The organism is Sphingobium sp. B10D7B (assembly GCF_025961955.1).
GTDB lineage: Bacteria > Pseudomonadota > Alphaproteobacteria > Sphingomonadales > Sphingomonadaceae > Sphingobium.
Genome location: NZ_JAOQOQ010000001.1, coordinates 420,681 through 443,986 on the forward strand (window position 1 = coordinate 420,681; position 23,306 = coordinate 443,986).

Annotated in this window: 21 protein-coding genes; 11 read left to right on the forward strand and 10 right to left on the reverse strand. The window is 65.3% G+C overall.

The window, feature by feature from the left end:
- Positions 1-2: 2 nt before the first annotated feature.
- Both M2331_RS01965 and M2331_RS01970 read right to left on the reverse strand, forming a co-directional pair.
- Positions 3-905, reverse strand: a complete 903-nt coding sequence (locus M2331_RS01965) for a polyprenyl synthetase family protein (protein ID WP_181558731.1) — start codon at positions 903-905, stop codon at positions 3-5.
- 7 nt (positions 906-912) lie between these two features.
- Positions 913-1,158, reverse strand: coding sequence for an exodeoxyribonuclease VII small subunit (locus M2331_RS01970; protein WP_181558732.1), 246 nt, complete (start codon positions 1,156-1,158; stop codon positions 913-915).
- 124 nt (positions 1,159-1,282) lie between these two features.
- Here M2331_RS01970 and M2331_RS01975 point away from each other — a divergent pair, with 124 nt between their 5' ends.
- Together M2331_RS01975 and purL are read left to right on the forward strand one after the other, a co-directional pair.
- On the forward strand, positions 1,283-1,660 hold the full coding sequence (locus M2331_RS01975) for a hypothetical protein (RefSeq protein ID WP_181558733.1): 378 nt from the start codon (positions 1,283-1,285) through the stop codon (positions 1,658-1,660).
- Positions 1,661-1,802: 142 nt separating this feature from the next.
- Complete coding sequence (gene purL / locus M2331_RS01980; RefSeq protein WP_181558734.1) at positions 1,803-4,040, forward strand: phosphoribosylformylglycinamidine synthase subunit PurL; 2,238 nt, start codon at positions 1,803-1,805, stop codon at positions 4,038-4,040.
- Positions 4,041-4,082: 42 nt separating this feature from the next.
- Here purL and M2331_RS01985 read toward each other — a convergent pair whose 3' ends face one another.
- From M2331_RS01985 to M2331_RS01995, 3 genes are all read right to left on the reverse strand, one after another.
- The gene (locus M2331_RS01985; protein WP_184117292.1) at positions 4,083-5,201 is read right to left on the reverse strand and encodes a CAP domain-containing protein; all 1,119 of its coding nucleotides are present in this window, start codon (positions 5,199-5,201) and stop codon (positions 4,083-4,085) included.
- Positions 5,202-5,314: 113 nt separating this feature from the next.
- Positions 5,315-5,848 (reverse strand): GNAT family N-acetyltransferase, encoded by a 534-nt coding sequence (locus M2331_RS01990; RefSeq protein WP_264592250.1) that lies wholly within the window; start codon positions 5,846-5,848, stop codon positions 5,315-5,317.
- Complete coding sequence (locus M2331_RS01995) at positions 5,841-6,647, reverse strand: methyltransferase domain-containing protein (RefSeq protein ID WP_264592251.1); 807 nt, start codon at positions 6,645-6,647, stop codon at positions 5,841-5,843. The genes M2331_RS01990 and M2331_RS01995 overlap by 8 nt, the downstream gene beginning before the upstream one ends.
- An 84-nt stretch (positions 6,648-6,731) precedes the next feature.
- On the opposite strand from M2331_RS01995, the gene M2331_RS02000 reads away from it, so the two are divergent.
- The 6 genes from M2331_RS02000 (at position 6,732) to M2331_RS02025 (ending at position 12,715) form a co-directional block, all read left to right on the forward strand.
- Positions 6,732-7,949, forward strand: a complete 1,218-nt coding sequence (locus tag M2331_RS02000; protein WP_181558737.1) for a DUF418 domain-containing protein — start codon at positions 6,732-6,734, stop codon at positions 7,947-7,949.
- Between the two features lie 97 nt (positions 7,950-8,046).
- Complete coding sequence (locus M2331_RS02005; protein ID WP_181558738.1) at positions 8,047-8,925, forward strand: LysR substrate-binding domain-containing protein; 879 nt, start codon at positions 8,047-8,049, stop codon at positions 8,923-8,925.
- A 100-nt stretch (positions 8,926-9,025) separates the two neighbouring features.
- On the forward strand, positions 9,026-9,391 hold the full coding sequence (locus M2331_RS02010; RefSeq protein WP_181558739.1) for a response regulator: 366 nt from the start codon (positions 9,026-9,028) through the stop codon (positions 9,389-9,391).
- Positions 9,392-9,518: 127 nt separating this feature from the next.
- Positions 9,519-10,160, forward strand: a complete 642-nt coding sequence (locus M2331_RS02015; RefSeq protein ID WP_181558740.1) for a class I SAM-dependent methyltransferase — start codon at positions 9,519-9,521, stop codon at positions 10,158-10,160.
- An 89-nt stretch (positions 10,161-10,249) separates the two neighbouring features.
- The gene (locus M2331_RS02020; RefSeq protein WP_181558741.1) at positions 10,250-11,455 is read left to right on the forward strand and encodes an FAD-dependent monooxygenase; all 1,206 of its coding nucleotides are present in this window, start codon (positions 10,250-10,252) and stop codon (positions 11,453-11,455) included.
- Positions 11,456-11,557: 102 nt separating this feature from the next.
- Positions 11,558-12,715, forward strand: coding sequence for a sensor domain-containing diguanylate cyclase (locus M2331_RS02025; protein ID WP_181558742.1), 1,158 nt, complete (start codon positions 11,558-11,560; stop codon positions 12,713-12,715).
- 6 nt (positions 12,716-12,721) lie between these two features.
- Here M2331_RS02025 and M2331_RS02030 read toward each other — a convergent pair whose 3' ends face one another.
- On the reverse strand, positions 12,722-13,393 hold the full coding sequence (locus M2331_RS02030; protein ID WP_181558743.1) for a glutathione S-transferase family protein: 672 nt from the start codon (positions 13,391-13,393) through the stop codon (positions 12,722-12,724).
- Between the two features lie 144 nt (positions 13,394-13,537).
- Here M2331_RS02030 and M2331_RS02035 point away from each other — a divergent pair, with 144 nt between their 5' ends.
- On the forward strand, positions 13,538-14,014 hold the full coding sequence (locus M2331_RS02035) for a hypothetical protein (protein ID WP_181558744.1): 477 nt from the start codon (positions 13,538-13,540) through the stop codon (positions 14,012-14,014).
- Positions 14,015-14,103: 89 nt separating this feature from the next.
- Here M2331_RS02035 and gltB read toward each other — a convergent pair whose 3' ends face one another.
- From gltB to M2331_RS02055, 4 genes are all read right to left on the reverse strand, one after another.
- Positions 14,104-18,621, reverse strand: coding sequence for a glutamate synthase large subunit (gene gltB, locus M2331_RS02040; protein WP_181558745.1), 4,518 nt, complete (start codon positions 18,619-18,621; stop codon positions 14,104-14,106).
- 41 nt (positions 18,622-18,662) lie between these two features.
- The gene (locus M2331_RS02045) at positions 18,663-20,108 is read right to left on the reverse strand and encodes an NAD(P)-dependent oxidoreductase (RefSeq protein ID WP_181558746.1); all 1,446 of its coding nucleotides are present in this window, start codon (positions 20,106-20,108) and stop codon (positions 18,663-18,665) included.
- Positions 20,109-20,269: 161 nt separating this feature from the next.
- A complete protein-coding gene (locus M2331_RS02050) occupies positions 20,270-21,073 on the reverse strand; it encodes an undecaprenyl-diphosphate phosphatase (RefSeq protein ID WP_181558747.1) in 804 nt (267 codons plus the stop codon).
- Positions 21,074-21,160: 87 nt separating this feature from the next.
- Positions 21,161-22,120: a complex I NDUFA9 subunit family protein gene (locus M2331_RS02055; protein WP_181558748.1), complete on the reverse strand. Its 960-nt coding sequence runs from the start codon at positions 22,118-22,120 to the stop codon at positions 21,161-21,163.
- 413 nt (positions 22,121-22,533) lie between these two features.
- On the opposite strand from M2331_RS02055, the gene M2331_RS02060 reads away from it, so the two are divergent.
- Positions 22,534-22,887 (forward strand): hypothetical protein, encoded by a 354-nt coding sequence (locus tag M2331_RS02060; protein WP_181558749.1) that lies wholly within the window; start codon positions 22,534-22,536, stop codon positions 22,885-22,887.
- Between the two features lie 19 nt (positions 22,888-22,906).
- The gene (locus M2331_RS02065; protein WP_181558750.1) at positions 22,907-23,215 is read left to right on the forward strand and encodes a UrcA family protein; all 309 of its coding nucleotides are present in this window, start codon (positions 22,907-22,909) and stop codon (positions 23,213-23,215) included.
- Positions 23,216-23,306 lie beyond the last annotated feature (91 nt).

Genomic DNA, 23,306 nt, shown 5'->3' on the forward strand with positions numbered 1-23,306 from the left:
CCTTAATAGCTGCGGCTGATCGCGAAATCGGCAATGTCGCGCAGCAGATCGGCTTCCTCGCCAAAATCGCGCAGATGGTCCTTGGCCTGCGCCACCAGCAGGGATGCCTGCTGCCGGGCCTTCTCCACGCCCATCAATGAGGCGAAGGTGGCCTTGCCAGCAGCGGCGTCCTTGCCCACGGCCTTGCCGGTGACGGCGGCATCCCCTTCGATGTCGAGCAGATCGTCGGCGATCTGGAAAGCCAGGCCCACATCATGGGCATAGCCGCGCAGGCTTGTGCGCCGGTCCTCGGGGATCCGCGCGAAAATGGCGCCGGCTTCCAGGCAGAAGACAATGAGCGCGCCGGTCTTGAGCAACTGCAGTCGCGTGATCGCCGGCAGATCGAACTGCGTCGTTTCAGCGACGAGGTCCATCATCTGCCCGCCGGCCATGCCCGCCGGGCCGCTGGCCTGGGCCAGGCTGGCGATCAGTTCGCAGCGCACGGTCGCATCGGCATGGGTGCGCTCGTCCGCAAGCACCGCGAAGGCGAGGTCGTGCAGGCAGTCGCCGGCGAGGATCGCCGTCGCCTCATCGAAGGCGCGATGGGCCGTCGGCTTGCCGCGCCGCATATCGTCATTGTCCATCGCGGGCAGATCGTCGTGGATCAGCGAATAGACGTGGATGCACTCGACGGCGAGGCCGGCGCGCACCGCGCTTTCCCAACCGATGTTGAAGAGGTCGCAGCTTGCCTTGACCAGAAGCGGGCGCAGGCGCTTGCCGCCGCCGATAGCGCTGTAGCGCATCGCTTCATAAAGCCGGGCGCGCTGGTCGTCCGGCACGGGCAGCAGCCGGTCGAACTGCACGTCGATCGCCTCGGCAATCTCCGTCAGGGCGGTTTCGAGCCGGGTTCCGGCCTGCTGGCGCATCAGCGGATCATTCACTGGGATAAGGGGCCGTCCGCGCGGCGGACCCATCGGCGCTCGCCGTGATCTGCTCGATCCGGGCCTGCGCGGCATCGAGCCGCTTCTGGCATTGCAGCCGCAGATCCTCGCCCTCGCGATAAAGGGTGATGGACTGGTCCAGCGGCACGTCGCCGCGCTCCAGTTGCTGGACAATCGCCTCCAGGCGCTTGAGCGCGTCCTCGAAGCTGAGGGTGCCGCTATCGGTCTCGTCTGCCATGCCCATGCATTGACCCGGCTCCCCCACAGGGTCAAGCGTGCTCTCTACGCTCCCCCGAAAAATGGCGTATTGTCACGCAAATCAAGTTGACCTCGCGGGAGCGAATCGCAATAGCCGCGGGGCTATGAAAACCCTCACATACCCCTCAATCGCGCTTTGCGCGGCCGCGCTCGCCTTGTCTGCGTGCAAGTCCGAGCCTGAAACCTTCAACACTGGCACGAATGACCCAATGGCTGCGGAACTGGCAAATGCCGGTAACGTCGCCCTGCCCCCCATGCTCCGTGCCAGCACCACCTATCGCTGCAAGGACAACAGCCTGATCTTCGTCGACTTCATGACGGACGATGTGACGGCGAACCTGCGCACCGAACGTGGCGGCCCGATCACCGGTCTCAAGGCACCGGAAGCCGGCCAGCCCTTCGTTTCCGCCGATGGCGCGACGAAGCTGGAAGGCGCCGGCGAGACGGTCACGTATAACGGCCAGGCCTGCAAGGCGGGCTGACCGGCCGGTCATGGTTCAACCGCATGGCTCGCCTTGGCGGGCCAATGCTCAAAGAATGGCCGACCCGAGAGGGTCGGCCTTTTTCGTTACAAGGGCCGATCGGGCGGTTGTGCCCGCCCGCTGGCGGCGATAAAGGCCGCTCATGTCGACCAGCACCACCCCAAGCGCCTCAGGCATCACCCCCGAAATCGTCGCCGAACACGGTTTCACCCCCGAGGAATATGAGCGCGTTGTGAACGCCATCGGCCGCGAGCCGAATATCACGGAGCTTGGCATCTTCTCGGTGATGTGGAGTGAGCATTGCTCGTACAAGTCCAGCCGCATCCACCTGAAGAAGTTGCCGACCGAGGCGCCCTGGGTGATCTGCGGCCCTGGCGAGAATGCCGGCGTCATCGACATTGGGGACGGCCAGGCGGCGATCTTCAAGATGGAAAGCCATAACCACCCGAGCTACATCGAGCCCTATCAGGGCGCGGCGACGGGTGTCGGCGGCATCCTGCGCGACGTGTTTACCATGGGCGCGCGTCCGATCGCGAACATGAACGCGTTGCGCTTCGGCCGGCCCGATCATCCGCGCATGAAGCACCTTATCTCCGGCGTGGTGCGGGGCATTGGCGGTTACGGCAATTGCGTGGGCGTGCCGACGGTCGGCGGCGAGACCAATTTCCATGCCGCTTATGATGGCAACATCCTCGTCAATGCGATGACCGTGGGCGTCGCGGAGACGGACAAGATCTTCTATTCCGCAGCCTCCGGCGTCGGCAACCCGATCGTCTATGTCGGGTCCAAGACCGGGCGTGACGGCATCCATGGCGCGACCATGGCCTCGGCCGATTTCGGCGAGGACTCCGAAGAGAAGCGCCCCACCGTTCAGGTCGGCGATCCGTTCACCGAGAAGCTGCTGATCGAGGCCTGCCTCGAACTGATGGCGTCTGACGCCATCGTCGCGATTCAGGACATGGGCGCGGCAGGCTTGACCAGCTCGTCGGTGGAAATGGCGTCCAAGGGTGGCGTGGGCATCCGGCTGGACATGGACAAGGTGCCCCAGCGCGAAACCGGCATGACCGCCTATGAGATGATGCTCTCGGAGAGCCAGGAGCGGATGCTTATGGTGCTCAAGCCCGGCAAGGAGGCCTTTGCCGAGGCGATCTTCCACAAATGGGAGCTGGATTTCGCGGTCATCGGCGAAGTGACCGATACGGGCCGGATGGTGCTGGTCCACCATGGCGAGACCGTCTGCGACATTCCGCTCGGCCCGCTGGCCGACGACGCCCCGCTCTACGATCGCCCGCATGTGCCGACTCCGCCGCTCGCACCGCTCGCCAGCGCGCCCGATAGCAAGGACCCGGCCGCCGATCTGCTCGCGCTGATGGGCTCGCCTGATCTCGCATCGCGCCGCTGGATCTGGGAGCAATATGACCACATGGTCGGCGCCGACACCGCGCAGGCGCCGGGTGGTGACGCTGCCGTCGTGCGCGTGCATGGCACCAGGAAGGCGCTGGCGATGAGCACCGACTGCACGCCGCGTTATTGCTATGCCGATCCGGTGCAGGGCGGCCGCCAGGCGGTGGTCGAGACGTGGCGGAACATCACGGCGGTCGGCGGCCAGCCGCTCGCCATCACCAATTGCCTCAACTTCGCCAATCCGCAGCGCCCGGAGATCATGGGCCAGATCGTCGGCTGTCTCGAGGGCATGAGCGAGGCCTGCCGGGCGCTCGATTATCCCATCGTGTCGGGCAACGTCTCGCTCTACAATGAGTCGAAGGCGACGGGCGGCGGCAGCGCGATCCTGCCCACGCCGGCGATCGGCGGGGTCGGCCTGCTCCCGGATGTCGAGCGGATGTGCACCATCGCGTTCAAGGACGTGGGCGACATCATCTTCCTCGTCGGTGAGCGCACCGGATCGCTCGGCCAGTCACTCTGGCTGCGGCAGGTCCATGGGCTGGAAGGCCGCGATGCGGGGCCGCCGCCGCCGGTCGATCTCGCCACCGAGCGCCGGACCGGCGATTTCGTGCGCGAGGCCATTCGCTGCGGCGCCATCACGGCCTGTCACGACGTGTCGGATGGCGGCGTCGCCGTCGCGGTGACGGAGATGGCGCTTGCCGGCGGCATCGGCGCGATCCTCGATCAGCCGCTGGCCGGCACGACGGCGGAAACCTATTTCGCCGAGGATCAGGGCCTGTATGTCGTGACTGTGCGGGATGCGGCGCTGGTCGAGATGCTCAGCCATGCCGAGGCGCGCGGCGTCACGGTCGCGCGGCTGGGTCGCACCATTGCCAATCGCATCATCTTCGAGCTGCCGGAGAGCGATCACTCGGTCGCGCTGGCCGATCTGCGCACCGCGCATGAAGGCTTCTTCCCGGCCCTGATGGACGCCTGACCGGCGCCCGTCGGTGCCGGGTCAGGGCACCATGCGGCCGGGTCAGGGCACCATGCGGAACGTGTATTCGTAGCCGCTCTGCGGGGCGCCGGTGATGCCTACAATCTTGACGGTGTAGGTCGTGTTGGCCTGCAGGCCCGTCACCCGCCACTCGATGTTGTTCGGCACCCCATATCCGTCATTGTCATACTTCACGTTGGTGACAGGCAGGCTCGTGCCACCGCTGCTGACCGTGATGATGGCGCCGCTAAAGCCGACGTTTCCGTTGGCGCCATAGGCCCCGGTCTTGTTGGCGAGCACGGTGAATGAGAGAATGTCGCTCGCGCCGAAGTAGCGCTGCGGATAGTTGCCCTGCGGATAGGCGATGAAATCGGGCAGGCTGCTCGGGGCGGGTGCCGCGACGCTGGTGCTGAAACCAAAGACCTTCATCGTCGCGCCATCTGCGCGTTCGCCCGAAGGCAGCTGATACACGGACCGCCCATAAGCAATCTGACCGAGGAACGGGTTCAGGATCCAGCGACGGTGGCCGATCGAGAGGCTATTGCGCTCCGTCATCCACCCCGCCAGCAGATCGTCTTCGGTCCGCCATGGCAATGACCCCCATCCGCCGATGAGATTGCCCGAGGCAGCGGCGTCGCGACCTGCGGTCGTGTAGCATGTCCATGTGGGTGGAGGATTGTGGTCCAGCGTCCTGTTCGCGGCCATCATGAGCGAGGAATCGTCGACGCCCTGATTGGCAGACGCAGCGTAAACGACGGCGGGAAGCCCATGCAGCGCGCGCACCGCATTCACCTTGGCCAGCATGTCCATCCGCACGCTGGTCTTGAGCACGCCGATGTTGCACGAGGCGACATTCGGCTGGGTATCGTAGAGCGCGGCCGCCGCCGCCGTCCAACTTGTCGGCGTTGGGGTGGGGGTCGGCGTCGGCGTAGGACTTGGCGTGGGTGTGGGCGCTGGGGTCGGCGCTGGCGTAGGGGTTGGTGTCGGCGCGACCGTGATCGGCGTCGATCCGCCACCGCCACCGCCGCTGTCACTGCCACCGCAGCCGGCCAGCGAGAGCGCCAGCAGGCTTGAGGCGAGCCCCATCCATATCCGCTGTCCGCGCGGCACGTCCGACCTGTTGAGGATTTCTGCAGCCCGCATCTTGTCCGTCCGTTCCAAGCTTTGCCACGGCTTTTGGCACCGTGTCGTTCTGGCGCAGGCTAGGCGCCGAACTATGGCAAAACTCTAAACGGGGCTGCGGTTCGTCGGGCGGCAGAAACGCTGCATCGCTTTCAGTCGCGGCGCAGAATATATTCCTCGTCGCGGTGGTCACCGACATGGAACAGATAATCGCCGACCTTGTGGAAGCCGGCGGCGGAGTAGACCGCCTGCGCCCGGTCGTTGCCGGACCAGACGCCGAGCCAGCTTGGCCCCGGATAGCGCTCTGCAAGCCAATCCAGCGCGCTTTTCAGCAAGGCGCCTCCCAACCCGTACCCTTGATGGCCGCGACGGACGTAGAGTTGATAGAGTTCGCCGGAGTGCGCGGTGACCTCGGGGTGCGGCAGCTTGCTCGGCCCGGCATGGGCGTAGGCGACCAGCTCTCCGGCAACCGTAGAGCACACCCAGCTGGCGTGGGTCGGGTCCGCCAGTTCGCGGGCGACGGCCTGCGCGCCATAGGCCTCGATTTCGAACCGGACGAGGTCATCGGGCGGATAGGGGACCGCGAAGTCCTCCAGAAAGGTCTCGCGAAAGCAGGTAAGCTTCAGCCTCGCCAGGGCTTCGGCATCCTCGGCTACTGCCCTGCGCAGGGTCGGTCGATCAGTCATGCCACAGCCTGCCATAGATGATGTGGTAGTTTGAAGCTCCGCCATCCGCATCGAACCGCGCCATCACGCGGCGGAGCGAAGTGGGCGCAAGGCGGCGATAGCCGGGCTGCGGCACCCGCGCGCCGATCGCGTGGAAATGCCGGGCCAGCGCCAGCCCGCCGGGCGCGGGCAGCGGGACCAACTCCTCGGCAAGATCGCACTGGCCCAAAGCCTGCGCCATCGCGGCCACCTCATCGCGGTCCGGATAGTCGCGTAAGCCGCAGACCAGCCCTTCACGCGCATGGGCCGCGCGCCAGTCACTGAAGCTCTCGGCGCCCATCGTGGCGAAGCATAGGCTCCCGCCCGGCGCCAAAAGGCCGTGCAGGCGGGCGAGGGCCGCCGGCAAATCCTCGAACCACTGGAAGGCGAGGCTGGAGAGAATGAGGTCGAAGCGCTCGGTGCCCAGATCCGCGCGTTCTCCATCCATCAGCAGCAGCCGCGCCGGGCTGCCGGCCTCACGCATCGCCGCGATCATGCCGGGCGCGATGTCGGTGGCGGTGAGCGCCGCATTGGGCCAGCGCTGCGCAATCAGCCGCGTTAGCAGGCCGGTGCCGCAGCCGATCTCCAGCACGGTTGCCGGATCGCGGGCGCCGGCATCGGTGCCGCCCGTCGCAAAGTCGAGCAGGCGCATGGCGACATGGCGGTGCACGCCTGCATCGCCCTCATAGCGGGGCGCCGCCGCGCCGAATGCGGCGCCGATGCGTGTCTTGCAGTCGCTGACCATCGCCGCGCGAATGCACCAGCTTGGGGTGGACGTCACGCCAAAAGGCGATAGAGCAACGACCAATCGAACAAGGCGCCGGCCCGCTCATGCGCCCGGCCCGCAACCGGGACAGCACAGCGCATGGCCGATGAGGGCTTTCGGATCGAAGGACTGGATTTTCTGAGGGGGTGCGCCGTGATGGGCATCCTGCTCGGCAATATCGTAACCTTCGGGCTGCCCTCTGCGGCGGGGTTCAACCCGTTCACGGTGGGGACGCAAGGGCCGGCGGATCTGGCGACCTGGTTAGCGACCTTCCTGCTGATCGATGGCAAGATGCGCGCGATTTTCGCGATGCTGCTGGGTGCGTCCATCCTGCTGGTGATCGAGTCGGCGGAGATGAACGGCCGGGATGGGCTGCAGGCGCATCGTCGGCGGATGCTGTGGCTGCTGCCCATCGGCATAGCGCATTATCTGCTGCTCTGGTCGGGGGATATCCTCGTCCAGCTGGCCCTATGCGGCCTGATCGCCACCCTGTTCATCCGGTTCGAGACGCTTGGCCTGATCAAGCTCGCGCTGGGACTGCTGTTGCTTCAGTGGGTGATCAATCTGGTGGCGGTGTGGCCCGCCTTCTCGCTCCGCGCGGCAGCGCTGGCACCGGGAGCCGCACCGACCATCGTCGAACATTGGCAGGCCTATGCGGACTCGGCCGGCATGGGCGCGAGCCGGGCGGTTGCCAATGAGATCGCGCTCTATACTGGTGGCTATGCTGGCATTTTCGCCGAGCGGATCGGCACCGCGCCGCGGGCGGCGCTGAATCAGATCCTCTATTCCTGGCCTGAATGTCTGGCCTTCATCGCGCTTGGCATGGCGATGCTCAAGGGCGGCTTCATGGCGGGCCAGTGGCCGGTCCCCCAATATCGCGCGACATGGCACCGGGCGATGCTGGTCGGCCTGGTGCCGATGGCGGGCCTTGGCATCTGGGTGCTGTTGTCGGGCGATCCGCTCGCGGCGCAGGCGGCCCTGTTCGGCTGGTCGGTGCCGCTGCGTCTGCCCCTGGCCGTCGCTCTGGCCTCGATGGCGATGGGGTTGGCGGCGCAACATCCGCAAGCGCCGCTGGTTCGGGCCATTGCAACGATTGGCCGGCTGGCGCTCTCCAATTATCTGCTCACCAGCCTTCTGATGACCGGCCTGTTCTACGGTTATGGCGGAGGGCTGTTCGGGGCGCTGACGCGGACGCAGCTTTTGCTGGTGGTATTGGCAATGTGGGCTGTGATGCTCGTCTGGTCGGTCCTCTGGCGGCGATCGATGGGGCAGGGGCCTGTCGAACGGCTCTGGCGTCTGGCGTCGCGTCGCGGATAGCGTTGAGATAACAAAGGCTCAAAACGCTCTGGCGTCGGCTGAACGCTTGCGGCATAGTTGTGCAATGCAGCATAAACTTGGGTCCCGTTAAACATCGATGCGCAGGCTTCCCCCTCTCACCGCCCTTGAGGCTTTTGTGCAGGTCGCGCGCACCGGCTCGGTAAAGGCCGCGGCGGAGGAACTGGCTCTGTCAGCCCCCGCGCTCAGCCGCCGCATCCAGGCGCTCGAGCGATTTCTGGGCTACAACCTCTTCGAGCGCAAACACCAGCAGCTGGAACTCAATCAGAACGGCCATGCCCTGATCAAGGAAATCGCGCCCGCGCTCGATGCGCTGGGCGCGGCTATCGAGAGTGCTACCGGCGGCGCGCGGACGATGCGGGTTCGACTGGGCATGTTGCCATTGTTCGCCAGCCAACGCCTGTTCCCGCGGCTGGGCGAGCTGCACAAGCAGCATCCCGATCTCCATCTGGACGTGGACACCAGCCCCAATGCCATCGCGCGCCTGGGAGAAGGGCTGGACGCGGCCATCGTGCTGGCGCGGGATGTCGATCCCTCGTTGTACGGGCGCGAGCTGGATCGCGATCTTGTCTATCTCATCGGGTCGAAAACCTTGCTGGAAGGCCCCCGGCCGGTCACGCGCCCTGAGGACATCGCCCGCCAGACCCTGCTGGTTCACCGCGACATGTCGGCGACGTTCGACGTCTGGAAGGAAGCGGTCGGCCTGCCGAATCTCACGCCGGCGTCGATCGACTATTATGATTCGGGTGCGCTGATGCTGGAGGCGGCGGCGCAAGGACTCGGCATCGCCGCGATGCATGGGCGCCACTTCAAGGAAGCGCATGACCCCCGGATCGTGCGGCTGTTCGATTATCATGTCGAAAGCCCCTATCGCTATTTCTTCGTCTGCCGCCCGAAAGCCATGGAAAAGCGCGCTGTGCGCATGTTCCACGACTGGGTGATCAACGCCGAGATCTGACCGGGCCGGGCCGTCATCGGTCTGCGCTGTCGACGATTTGTAAACGCTGCCACCCTTATGGCGTGCCTTCGCTCGAACGGGCAGAAGGTCGCACAAGCACATGCCGAAGGTTCTGACAGTCGATGACAGCCGCAGCATGCGGGCGTTGCTGCGCATGACGCTCACCGGCGGCGGATATGAGGTGGTGGAAGCCGAGGATGGCCAGGCCGCGCTCGACTGGCTGGAGGCCAATGAGGCCGATCTTGTCATTACGGACATCAACATGCCCCGGCTCGATGGCTTCGGCTTCATCGAGACGTTGCGGGCGCAGGGCAGGCGCCATGTCGACCGGCCGGTGCTGGTGCTGACCACTGAATATAGCGAGGAAAAGCGCGCCCGTGCGCGGCAAGTCGGCGCGACGGGCTGGCTGGTCAAGCCGTTCGATCCGGAGCGTCTTCTCGCGGCCGTGCGGCATGTGACGCACTGACCAGCCGGTCCCTGTGCTTTTCAGGACGAGCGGCGCACAAAGCCGATCGATCACCCCCATCTTGCCTCTTCCCAGCGCCCCCACGGCGCACTAGTGAGACGGTTCCGTGACAAGCGAGCGAGGGGCGATGGCGAGCAAGAGTTCCGCACTGACCGATCGTCGGTCAAGCGCCGGGGATTATCTGAAATTCCTTCACGCCTGGCTGCGCAAACCGCGCCAGACGGCCTCCATCGTGCCGAGCAGCCCGCATCTTGGCCGGCTGATGGCCTCGCAGATCGACCCGCAAGGCGGCCTCGTCATGGAGTTCGGCGGCGGCACGGGCGCGCTCACCCGGCAGATTTTGGCGACCGGCCTGCCGCGCACGCATCTGGAAGTGGTCGAGATCAATCCCGGTTTTGCGCGCAACCTGCGGCGCGATTTTGCGGGCGTTTCGATCATCGAGGCGCCGGCTCAGGCTGTGCTCGGCCAATGCACGGGCGGCGAGGGTGCCTATCAGTGCGTGATCAGCGGCCTGCCGCTGCTGGCGATGAGCAAGACCCTGCAGAGCGCGATCGTCAGCGAGGCCTTCCGGCTGCTGCGGCCCGGCGGCGCGTTCATACAGTTCACTTATTCGCCGCGCCCGCCGCTGGCCGAGTCGGTCGCCGATGCGCTCGATCTGGGCGTGGAGCGGATCGGCACCATCGTGCGCAACGTGCCGCCGGCCACGGTGTTCCGGTACCGCCGCGCCGCAGACATTGCGGCCATGGACAGCGCGCAACTCGCCTTCTGATGTGAGCGGGGGCCAACCTGGTCTGGGATGAGCGGGCTTTTCTCCAATGGGCAGTCGCCTTCGCCCTCCGGCCTCGCTAGAATGGACCGATGCAACGCTATGATGTCATCATTCTGGGCGGCGGTCTTGTCGGGCTGACGCTGGCCGTCGCACTCGAACGCCATGGCGTGCGCAGCGCCATTGTCGATCCGGCGGCGCCCGCGCGCGTACCGGCGCAGAGCTTCGATGGACGTACCTCCGCGATTTCCTCGGCAAGCTGGCGCCAGTTCGAGGCCATCGGCATCGCGCCGCGCCTTGCCCGCAAGACCTGCCCCATCGACCGGATCTGGGTGAGCGAAGGGCTGACCGGCGGCGCGCTCGATTTCGCGCCCGATCCCGATGATGGCGCCATGGGCTTCATGGTCGAGAATCGCGAGCTGCGGGCCGCGATCGAGGCCACGGCGGACGCGGTCAATATCGTGCGCTTCCAGCCCGACCGGGCGGTGGAGACAGTGCGGGATGCGCATGGCGTGCGCGTGCGGCTGGAAAGCGGCGCCGAGATCGGCGCGAGCCTGCTCGTCGGCGCGGAAGGCCGGGGCAGCCCGACGCGTGCGGCGGCTGGCATAACAGTGGCGAAATGGGATTATCCCCACACCGCGCTGATTACGGCCATCGAGCATGACGATCCGCACGGGAACACCGCCTATGAAATCTTCTACCCGGGCGGGCCGTTTGCGCTGCTGCCGATGCTGCCGGGCAATCGCTCGGCCATCGTCTGGACGGTGCCGACAAAGCACGCGGCCGCCTACCTCAAGCTCGGCGAGCACGCCTGGCTGGCGGAGGCGGAAAAGCGGATGGGGAATTTCCTCGGCCGCATCCGCCTCGCAGCGCCCATGCAGAGTTACCCGCTCGGCTATCACCGCGCTGCCCGGATCATCGATGAGCGGCTCGCGCTGGTGGGTGACGCTGCCCACGGCATCCATCCGATCGCCGGCCAGGGGGTTAACCTTGGCTATCGCGATGTCGCGGCGCTCACCCAGGTGATCGTGGAAGGCATGCGCACCGGCATGGAACCGGGCGATGCGCAACTGCTCGCCCGCTACCAGCGCTGGCGGGCGCTGGATGCGCTGAGCGTAACGATCATGATGGACGGCCTCGTCCGGCTGTTCGATGTGCCCGGCCGGCCGGTCTCGGCGATCCGTCGGCTGGGCTTGTCCGCCGTGCAGAAGCTCGGGCCGCTCAAGGATCGGTTCATGGCGGAAGCGCGCGGCGAAAGCGGCAGCCGGCCCAAATTGCTGCTGGGCGATCTGGTCTGACCGCCTGACAGCTTTTTGCATTTCAGTCGCAATTCAGCCCGTCACCTTCAAAGCTTTGTTTACCACAGCCGGCTAGAAGGGCCGCGTTGGAGGAGATCAGGCATGTCTGCCGCGCAAGTGCCGTCTGAGAGTTTTGGTGGGAAGCTGGCCCGGTTGGGCCGCATTCTGGGCATCACGGAAGGTGCGTCCGAAAGCGCGCACGTCGTCGAGGGGGCTCGGCGCGAGGAAGGCAATGCGCATCTTCGCCGCGAGAGCGAGCGGCGCAAGATGATCTACGAAGAAGTCGGCAGCTTTCTCTTCGCCCATGATCTCGATCTGACGCCGCTCAACTTCGGGCTGGCGCTGGATTATATCACCGGCAACGACATCGCCGTGGAAAAGGCGGTCCGCGCGATCCTGATGGAGCGGGGGAAGCTTACCAATGGCGCGGTCGAGCAGATCATCGTCGACCAGCGGGCCGAGGAACTGACCCCTGATACGCTGGCCGACATGCTCAAGAAGGTCGAGGCCAATCTTGATCAGATCACCGGCATTGTCGATCAGTCCAGCACATCCGCCAAGGATTTCGGCGTCGCCTTGCAGAAGCAGGCGGCCTCGCTGGAGCAGTCGGATGCTGGGGAGGCGCTCGGCAATCTCATTCTGCTCACCCGCAGCATGATCGAGAAGACGCGCGAAGTCGAAAGCAAGATGCGTGAGGGGCAGACGCAGACGCGGCTGCTGCAGAAGAACCTGGAGAGCGCCCGCAAGGCGGCCGAGCAGGATCATCTGACCGGCCTGCCGAACCGCCGCGCATTCGAAAACACGCTGCGCGAGGAAGCCGTCAAGGCGCGCGAAGACGGGGAATCCCTGTGCGTTGCCTTCTGCGATATCGATCATTTCAAGGTCATCAACGACACGCATGGCCATGATGCTGGCGACCGGGTGCTGAAGTTCGTTGCCGGCCTGCTCGCGAAGATCTCCGGCGATAAATGTCATGTCGCGCGCCACGGCGGCGAGGAATTCGTCATGCTCTTCCGGGGGTTGACCGTCGCGGAGGCCGCCAAGGTGGTGGACGATGCACGCATCGACATGGCGCAGCGCAACCTCGTCGACCGCAAGACCGGCGAACGCATGAACCGCGTGACCTTCTCAGGCGGCGTGGCGGATGTCTTTGGCTACACCGAGCCGCGCGATGCGCTCAAAGCCGCGGATCGCGCGCTGTATCTGGCCAAGGAGCATGGCCGCAACCGCGTCTATATCGCGGCTGAAACCGAGCACTGAGCGCGCTCAGAAATCCGGCTGATCGTAATATTTAGGCGGCGTCACGATCTCCATCCGCTCCGCCAGCAGCGGGCGGAAGGAGGGGCGTGACTTGATGCCGGCATACCAGCGCTTGGTCTGGCCATGGCCTTCCCAGTCGATGCCCCCGAGATAATCCGCGACGGAGATATGCGCGGCGGCGGCGATGTCTGCCAGACTCATCGTTCCGCCGGCCAGCCAGCTGCGATGGTCGAGCAGATAATCGAGATAATCCATATGCGTGTTGGCGCGGCGCATCGCCTCGCGCAGCGCCCCGGCATCGGGTGAGGTGCGGGAGACGACCCGCTTGATCATCCGCTCATTGAGCAGCGGCGCCACGACATCGCGGTAGACGATCTGGTCCAGCCAGGCGACGAGCCGGCGCACTTCCGCGCGATCAAGCGCGGAGCCCGCGATCAGCGGAAACTTGTCCACCGTCTCCTCGAAATATTCGCAGATGGCCTGACTGTCCGCCAGAGTCGCATGGCCGTCGTCGGCCACGATCACCGGCGTGGTGCCTGCAGGGTTCAGATCAAGGAATTCATCCCGACCTTCCCAGGGCGATTCGCGCACCGTTTCGTACACGATGCCCTTTTCCGCCATGAGAAAGCGGACCTTGCGCGAGAAGGGACAGAGCGGAAACTGATAGAGATGCCACATGCGCGGCTCTTAAATCGCCAGCGAGGCCGATCATAGCTGAAACTTGCGCTGCTGGAACCAATGGCGGCGAGGGGACTTGTTCCAGAGACAGCATCCCCCACGGCAGAGTGCCCGAGAAGGCGAGATCAGATAAGGGACAGCACCATGAACACCAGCGCACGCACATGGGGGTTTATCGGCGCCGTCTTGTTGGCGGGCGGAACCGGCGGCGTGGTGCTCGGCAATTTCGTCACGGCAAATGGAGCAGGCCGCCCTACCGGTGCAGATGAACTGGCTGCGTATTGGAGCGAGGCCGGCGCCGAGGAAACGTCCTCATCCTTCGAGGATCGCGCCTATGCAAGCGCAGCGATGCGTGACGGGCCGTCCAGCTACCATTGTGAAGGATGCGATGCGGGCCTGAACCGCCACCGGGATTATCTGGAGCCGATGCCTGCGGACTATGCGCCGCTGCCGCCTTATGAGGCGGTCGACTTGCAGGAGTCTACGCGACCAGCCCTGGCGGACCGCGCTTCTGTCTCGCCGCCCTCAGCGCCCTTGCGCGTGCAGGAGCCGGCTCCGGCGAAGGTCGCCGCGCGTCTGGCCGCCGCGCCGGTCATCGCCGCGCCGCTTCTGCAGGAATGAGCAGAACCCACCGCTGAGGCGCGTCGCCGCACGTCTAACTCGCCATCCGTCGAGAAAAACCCCCGGCGTCACCACCGGGGGTCTTGTCTTCATTCCGCCGCGACAACCTCTTGCTTGTCGGACAGCGGCTGCTTGAGGCGGCTGAGCATTTCCTTCGGGCAGACTTGCCAGAAGTGATCGCGGTTGCGCTCCCAGCTGTGCAGGATGGACTTGGCCCAGTCGCTGTCCGTGCGCGCGACATGCTCCTCGACCAGATCCTTGAGCACGCTTTCCCAATGGGCGCTGTCCAGCCGCTGCCAGACGATGCTCTCGGCATTGGCATGGGCCGGGAAGGTGCGGCTTTCATCATAGATGAAGGCCATGCCGCCGGTCATGCCCGCGCCGAAATTGGCGCCGACCTTGCCGAGGATCACGGCGGTGCCGCCGGTCATATATTCGCAGCCATTGGCGCCGCAGCCTTCGACGACGACCTGCGCGCCGGAGTTGCGGACCGCGAAGCGCTCGCCGGCCTGACCGGCTGCGAACAGCTTCCCGGCGGTGGAACCATAGAGCACCGTGTTGCCGATGATCGTGTTCTCCTGGCTGGCCAGCGGGCTGGAGACCATCGGCCGCACGGCAATGATGCCGCCCGAGAGGCCCTTGCCGACATAGTCATTGGCATCGCCGAACACTTCGAGCGTGATGCCCTTGCACAGGAAGGCGCCCAGCGACTGGCCGGCCGTGCCGCGCAGACGGACATGGACGTGCCCATCCTGCAGGGTCGACATGCCGAACTTCTTGGTGATCAGCGCCGAGAAGCGCGTGCCCACGGCGCGGTGCGTGTTGCGCACCGTGTAGGTGAGCTGCATCTTCTCGCCACGCTCGAACACCGCCTGCGCGTCCGCGATCATCTGCGCATCGAGGCTGTCCGGCACTTCGTTGCGCCAGGTCGGCAGGTTGAAGCGGCGCTTGTCGTCGTCCGCATCCACCTTCGCAAGGATCGGGTTGAGGTCCAGATCGTCCAGATGCTCGGCGCCGCGGCTGACCTGCTTGAGCAGTTCTGTACGGCCGATCACCTCATCCAGGCTGCGATAGCCCAGACGCGCCAGGATCTCGCGCACTTCCTCGGCGATGAAGGTCATCAGGTTGATGACCTTTTCCGGCGTGCCCGTGAACTTGGCGCGCAGGCGCTCGTCCTGCACGCACACGCCCACCGGGCAGGTGTTCGAGTGGCACTGGCGGACCATGATGCAGCCCATGGCGACGAGGCTCAGCGTCCCGATGCCGAATTCCTCGGCGCCCAGGATCGCCGCGATCACGATGTCGCGGCCGGTCTTGAGACCGCCGTCGGTGCGCAGCTTCACCTTGTGGCGCAGGCCGTTGAGCGTGAGCACCTGATTGGTCTCAGCCAGGCCCATTTCCCACGGCAGCCCAGCGAACTTGATGCTGGTCTGCGGCGAGGCACCGGTGCCGCCGACATTGCCCGAGACGAGGATGACGTCGGCATGCGCCTTGGCGACACCCGCCGCGACCGTGCCGATGCCCGCCTGGCTCACCAGCTTCACGCAGACGCGCGCGCGCGGGTTGATCTGCTTGAGGTCGTAGATGAGCTGGGCCAGATCCTCGATCGAGTAGATGTCGTGATGCGGCGGCGGCGAAATGAGCGTCACGCCGGGCGTCGAATGGCGCAGCTTGGCGATGAACTCGGTCACCTTGAAGCCGGGCAACTGCCCACCTTCGCCGGGCTTGGCACCCTGCGCGACCTTGATCTCGATCTCCTCGCAGGCGCCCAGATATTCGGCATGAACGCCAAAGCGGCCCGAGGCGATCTGCTTGATGCTCGAATTGGCGTTGTCGCCATTCTCATAGGGCTGGAAGCGCGAGCGATCCTCGCCGCCCTCGCCGGAGACGGCCTTGGCACCGATCCGGTTCATGGCGATGGCCAGCGTCTCATGCGCCTCGGGTGAGAGCGCGCCCAGCGACATGCCGGGCGTGACGAAGCGCTTGCGGATCTCGGTGATCGCCTCGACCTCGTCGATCGGCACGGCCTGATCGGGATAGTTGAACTCCAGAAGATCGCGCAGATAGACCGGCGGTAGCTCCGAGACGCCCCGCGAGAATTGCAGGTAGGTCGAGTAGCTGTCCGTGTTCACCGAGGTTTGCAGCAGGTGCATGAGCTGCGCCGAATAGGCGTGGGCATCGCCGCCCGCGCGGTGACGGTAGAAACCGCCGATCGGCAGGGTGGCGACGGCCTTGCTGAACGCCGCCTCATGGCGGACGAGCGCGTTATACTGCAGCGAGGCATAGCCTTCGCCAGAGATCTTCGAGGGCATGTTCGGGAACAGATCGTTCACGATGGCGCGCGAAAGACCCACCGCCTCGAAGTTGTAACCGCCGCGATAGCTGGAGATCACCGCGATGCCCATCTTGCTCATGATCTTGAGCAGGCCCTCGTTGATCGCCGTGCGGAAGTTCTCGAGGCACGCCTCCAGGCTGCGGTCGCCCAGCAGGCCGCGCGCATGGCGGTCGGCGATGCAGGCTTCGGCAAGATAGGCGTTCACCGCCGTGGCGCCCACGCCTATGAGGACCGCGAAATAATGCGTGTCGAGACATTCGGCGGTGCGCACGTTGATGGACGCGTAGGAGCGCAGGCCCTTGCGGACGAGATGGGTGTGAACCGCCGCCGCCGCGAGGATCATGGCGATGCCGACGCGATCCGGCCCGATGGCTTCATCGGAGAGGAACAGCTCGGTCTGGCCGGCGCGCACGGCGATTTCCGCCTCGTCGCGAATGCGGTTGATGGCAGCGCGCAGGGCATCCGGCGGACCATCGGCCGGGAAGGTGCAGTCGATCTCCGCCACCGTCTTGCCGAAATAGCGCTTCAGCCGCGACCAGTCGTCGCACAGCAGCACCGGCGATTCGAGGATCATCACCTCGCTGTTCTGGCGGTCTTCCTCCAGAATATTGGCGAGGTTCGAATAGCGCGTCTTCAGGCTCATCACATGCCGCTCACGCAGCGAGTCGATGGGCGGGTTGGTGACCTGGCTGAAGTTCTGGCGGAAGAAGTGGCTGATCGTGCGCGGCTTCTCGGTGATCACCGCGAGCGGCGCATCATCGCCCATGGAGCCGACCGCTTCCTTGCCATCCTCGGCCATGGGGCTGAGGATCAGCTCCATGTCCTCCATGGTGAGGTTGGCGGCGACCTGACGGCGCGCCAGCTCGGCGCGGTCCCACTGCGGGCGCGCGTCATTGGCAGCGGCGGGGAGGTCGTCCGCGGTGCGGAATCCCTTCACATAATCCGCATAGGGGCGCTCGCCAGCGATCCGGTCCTTGATGGCGCGGTCGTCATAGACCTGGCCGGCATCGAGATCGACGGCGATCATCTGGCCGGGGCCGAGGCGGCCCTTCTTGACCACCGTCGTCTCCGGCACGACGACCATGCCGGTCTCCGAGCCGACGATCAGCAGATTGTCGGAGGTGAGCGTGTAGCGCAGCGGACGCAGGGCGTTGCGGTCCATGCCGGCCACGGCCCAGCGGCCGTCGGTCATGGCGAGCGCGGCCGGGCCATCCCACGGCTCCATCACGGAGGCGAGATAGTTGTACATGTTCTGGTGGGCCTGCGGCACATCGTCATTGTGCTGCCATGCCTCGGGCACGAGCATGATCTTCGCGGTCGGCGCATCGCGGCCGGCGCGGCACAGCGTCTCGAACACGGCATCGAGCGCGGCGGTGTCGGACGCACCCGCCGGGATCACCGGCTTGATGTCGCCGGACTGCTCGCCAAAGGCCAGCGCCGCCATCTTGATCTCGTGGCTCTTCATCCAGTTCTTGTTGCCGCGGATCGTGTTGATCTCGCCATTATGGGCCAGCGACCGGAAGGGCTGGGCCAGCCACCATTGCGGGAAGGTGTTGGTGGAGTAACGCTGGTGGAAGATCGCCACGCGGCTCTCGAACCGCTCGTCTGTCAGGTCGGGGTAAAAGACCGACAGGCTCTCGGCAAGGAACAGACCCTTATAGATGATCGACTGGCAGGAGAGCGAGCAGACGTAGAAATCATTGATCTGCGCCTCGATGACTTTCTTCTCGATGCGGCGACGCACCAGATAGAGATCGCGCTCGAACTCGGCGACGTCCTGCTCCTCGGGCATCGGGCCCGCAATGAGGATCTGCTCGATTTCCGGGCGGGTGCGCTGCGCCTTCTCGCCGATGACGGAGACATCGACCGGCACCTGCCGCCAGCCATAGATGCGGTAGCCGGCCTGGATGATCTCGGCCTCGACCAGGGTGCGACAGGTCTCCTGCGCGCCAAGGTCCGTGCGCGGCAGGAAGATCATGCCAACGGCAAGGCGGTTGGGCAGCGGCTTGTGGCCGGAGGCGGAAATGGCATCGTCGAAGAAGCGCACCGGCAGATCGACATGGATGCCGGCACCGTCGCCGGTCTTGCCATCGGCATCGACAGCACCGCGGTGCCACACGGCCTTGAGCGCATCGATGGCGCTTTCGACCACACGGCGCGAGGCCTTGCCATCCGTCGCCGCGACGAGGCCGACACCACAGGCGTCCCCCTCGAATTCAGGGCGATACATGCCCTCACGGGCGATCCGGTCGCGTTCGGTTTCAGGAACCATGGTGGTTGTTCTTTCAACTGCGGAGTTGCGATTGATCTCGGTCATGCGGCGACCGCCTGCTTCTTGGGCGTCCGTGCACGCAGATAGCTGTGCATATGGTCGGCCACGTCGCGGCCATCGCGGATGGCCCAGACGACGAGGCTGGCGCCGCGCACGATGTCGCCGGCGGCGAACACGCCATCGACGCTGGTCATCATGTTGCGATGGTCGACGCGCAGCGTGCCCCAGCGGGTGACGGCGAGGCCCGGCTCGCCGAACAGCACCGGCAGATCCTCCGGGTCATAGCCCAGCGCCTTGATGACGAGATCGGCGGGAATGCTGGTCTCGCTGCCCGGCTCCGGCTCCGGCGCGCGGCGGCCGGAAGCGTCCGGCTGGCCGAGGCGCATGCGCGTCATCTTCACGCCGGTGACCTTCTCCGTGCCTTCGAAGGCGACGGGGGCGGAGAGCCAGACGAACTCGACGCCTTCTTCCTCGGCATTCTGCACTTCGCGCTGCGAGCCCGGCATGTTCTCCCGGTCGCGGCGGTAGAGGCAGCGCACTGACTTGGCGCCCTGGCGGATCGAGGTGCGCACGCAGTCCATGGCGGTATCGCCGCCGCCGATCACCACGACATCCTTGCCGGTAGCGAGCAGCGAGCCATCCTCATGGGCGGGGACATGATCCCCAAAGCCGGCCTTGTTGGAGGCGGTGAGGAAATCGAGCGCCCTGACCACGCCGGTGGTCCCGACGCCGGGCGCCTTGATGTCGCGCGCCTTGTAGACGCCGGTTGCGATCAGGATCGCGTCATGCCGCTCGCGCAGCTCGGCCAGCGAGGCGTCCTTGCCGACCTCGAAGCCCATGTGGAACTGGATGCCGGCATCCTCCAGCCGCTTGACGCGGCGCATGACGACCTCTTTCTCCAGCTTGAAGCCGGGGATGCCATAGGTCAGCAGGCCGCCGGCGCGATCGTGACGATCGTAGACATGCACCTCATGCCCCGCCGCGCGCAGATATTCCGCCGTGGTGAGGCCACCGGGGCCAGCGCCGATGATCCCGACCGAGAAGCCGGTCGCCTTGCCGACCTGCACCGGCTCGACCCAGCCTTCTTCCCAGGCGGTATCGGTGATGAACTTCTCGACCGAGCCGATGGTGACGGCGCCATGGCCGGAAAATTCGATGACGCAATTGCCCTCGCACAGCCGGTCCTGCGGGCAGATGCGGCCGCAGATCTCGGGCATTGTGGAGGTCATGTTGGAGAGCTCATACGCCTCGCGCAGCCGACCTTCCGCGGTCAGGCGCAGCCAGTCCGGGATGTGGTTGTGCAGCGGGCAGTGGACCGAGCAATAGGGCACGCCGCACTGCGAGCAGCGCGCGGCCTGATCCTCGGCCTTGGGCGTTTCGAACCCGTCCGAAATCTCATGGAAGTCATGCGCGCGTTCGTTCGCGGACCGTTTCTCCGGATAGGATTGCGGGCGAATAACGAATTTGAGCATCGGATTCTCGGCCATGGGCGGGGTCCTTCCTTTCGGCGCCGCACATAGGGACGACAATCGCGGAAGTCACGCGTTTCTCAACATTAAGGTCAGTGTTGCTGACCTATAATGTGGCGCACGGCCATTTTTTAGGGTTTGGACAGGTTATCCAAACCCCGTATAGGTCCGATCCGGTCCTACCGCATCAAAAGGGCGATCAGCGCAATCGACCCGGCTATGATTCGGTACCAGGCAAAAGGCTTGAAACCGTAGCGGGTCACGACGGCGACAAAGCCCTTCACGACGAACAGCGCAGTGAGGAATGCCATGCCGAAACCGATGGCGATCATCCCCAGATCGTCGGCGTTGAGCAGCGCGCGATCTTTCCACAGCGCATAGACGGTCGCTGCGAGCATCGTGGGGACGGCGAGGAAGAAGCTGTATTCCGCTGCCGTCTTGCGGTCGACGCCCATGGTCAGCGCCCCCAAAATGGTCGCGCCGGACCGGCTTACGCCCGGAATCATCGCGATGCACTGCACCAGGCCGATGCCAAGCGCGGTGGTAAATGGCATGGTTTCTACGGACTTGACCCGCACGGTCTTCACCATCCGCTCCAGGATCAGCATCAGAATGCCGCCGATGATGAGGGCGACCGCCACGATCATCGGGGTCTGGATAGCGGCGCGCACCGCGTCATAGGCGAGGACGCCGATGACCAGCGCCGGCGCAAAGCCGAGGAACACGTTGCGCGTGAAGGCGATATCGTCCGGCCGGCCCTTCAGCAGGCCCGTGCCCACGCCCCAGAAGCGCTGCCAGTAGACAGCCATCACAGCGAGAATGGCACCGAACTGGATGGCGATCTTGAACGTCACCGACGATTCACCGGTAAAGCCCAGCAACTCGCTCGCCAGAATGAGGTGGCCTGTCGAGGAGACAGGCAGAAACTCGGTCAGCCCTTCCAATATGCCCAGCAGAATGGCGGTGAAAACGTTGCTATCCATGCGGGCGCAATCCTTGAAACGAGGCGGGTGTCTGACGCGGGTGGGCAGGGGCGCGCCGCGAGCGCCAGTGCCCCCGACGGATGGTCGTCAGGCCCGTGCCGTGACGCCGAACCGCCCTTGCTTGCGATATTGCTCCAGCCATGCCGGCGCAATCGCTGCCATCGGGGCAGGGGTGATGCCGAAACGCTCGAAGCCCGCTGCGCCCGGCGCAACGACATTGTCGCTCAGCAGCATCTCGAACTGGTCGCGCGTGATCGGCGCGCCCGGTGCCCAGCCGGTCAGCACGGCCAGCGCCTTGGCGACACCGTCGGGGATGGGCAGGAAGCTGCACGGGCGACCGATCTCGGCGGCGATCCAGTTGTTGATCTGGCGCAGGGAGAGCGTGTCCGGGCCGCCCAGCTCGTAGGTCTGGCCGGCGTGATCCTCGGGTTGCGTCGCGGCCTGCGCGATGGCGCGGGCGACATCGACCACGTGCACGGGCTGAAAGCGCGTCTCGCCACGGATCACCGGGACGATCTGGCCAGGCAGGGTCGATCCCGAGGCGATCAGGCGCGCAAAGCGGTTGGTGAACTGGTCGTCCTGACCGAACAGGATCGAGGGCCGCACGATGGTCGCGCGCGGGAAGGCGCTGCGGACCGCCGCTTCGCCCTCGGCCTTGGTCTGCCCATAGGCAGACGCACTGGCAGCGTCCGCGCCGATGGCGGAAACGTGAACCAGCGCCTCAAGGCGCGCGGCCGCCGCCGCCTCGGATATGGTCCGTGCGCCCACCACATGCGCGGCGTGCATATCACCGGTCAGCAGGCCGACGAAGTTGATCGCCGCGGATGCGCCCGTGAGGGCTGCGGCGACCTGATCGGCGCGGGTGATGTCCACGGCCGCAAACTGGATCTGGCCCATGCCGCCCAGCGTGCGCAGCGCAAAGGCCTGACGCGGATCGCGCTGGGCGATGCGCAGGCGATAGCCCTTCGCCAGCAGCTCCTGCGCCACGTGGCGGCCGACGAAACCACCACCCCCAAACAACACAATCGGCTTGTCCGTCGCTATCATGACTCTGTTCCGTCGTCCTTGCCCCGAGGGCCTGTCTGTCCGCGTTTGCGGTTCTCCTCTCCCTTGCATCAGGCCGTCATCCAAAACAACCGGGTGGATGCGCGACTCGACAAACGGCGGCGCAAATCGCGAGCGACGAGCGCATTATCCGGGCGAATGACGCCATATGGGGTCGAATATGGCGTGGCCCGCAAAAATAATTTCGCCGGCTTATTTCGCCCATGCAGCGTAAGAATAAGTTGCACATAAATGCACAACGCACCGGTGATCTCGGCTGTCCGCTGTCTAGTCCGGGCCGGCATCGTCGAGACCGCCGGTGGGCACGGCTAGGGTCAAGGCAACGCGACCGACTTTGCAGGGTGATTCAGGTATCGGTCGATTACGGGCGTAAACTTTTGAACGTAAGCCACAATATGCCGAAATTTGACTTGATGGCGGATGATCGCACCGCGGGTGGTTGGAACGTGGCCGCGATTTTGCGCTATCCATCGAACAACGCCGCTGGCGCGACTTCCGCGAGCGGAGCGCCACGCGAAAACTTGTCTCCTGGCGTACTGCGACATTGCAAGGGGCGCATGGCTTTCCTGCCGTGCAACATCAAAGAATGGCTGATTTCTGCGGCGCAGCGACGATTTTGGCTTGTTCGTGAACGCCCGCAGACCTATCTGGACGGCAAGCGCACTCAAGAACGCTGGACAGGTTCAGGACCGCTCCTTGTGAGCGTCACGAGCCTGACTTCATCAAGAGTTACCGAAAAGAAAAATTGAGTTTGCAGGAGTAACAGACATGAAAATCGTTGCCGCCGCCCTCGTCGCGGCTGGTCTGCTCGTCGGTTCGAGCGCCGGATTCGCCAAGCCCCGTGAAAATGTCGAAGTGCGCGTCTCCACGGACGATGTGAACTTCGCCGACGCCGAAAGCGTCGATCAGTTCCGGGGTCGCGTCGCTCGTGAAATCGCCGCTGCCTGCAACCCGGGCAACCGCGTGAACGCCGATCTGGCGCCGGACTTCAAGTGCCGCAAGTCGATGAAGCAGGTCAGCGAGACCCGCATCGCGCAGCTGTCCAACAGCAACGCGCGCATGGCGACCATGGACTGATCCATCACGATCTCATCGTCGTTAGCGGCGCGCCCTCGGTCATCGAGTGGCGCGCCGTTTGCGTTTGGGGTGTTGCGCAGATCGCTGGCGT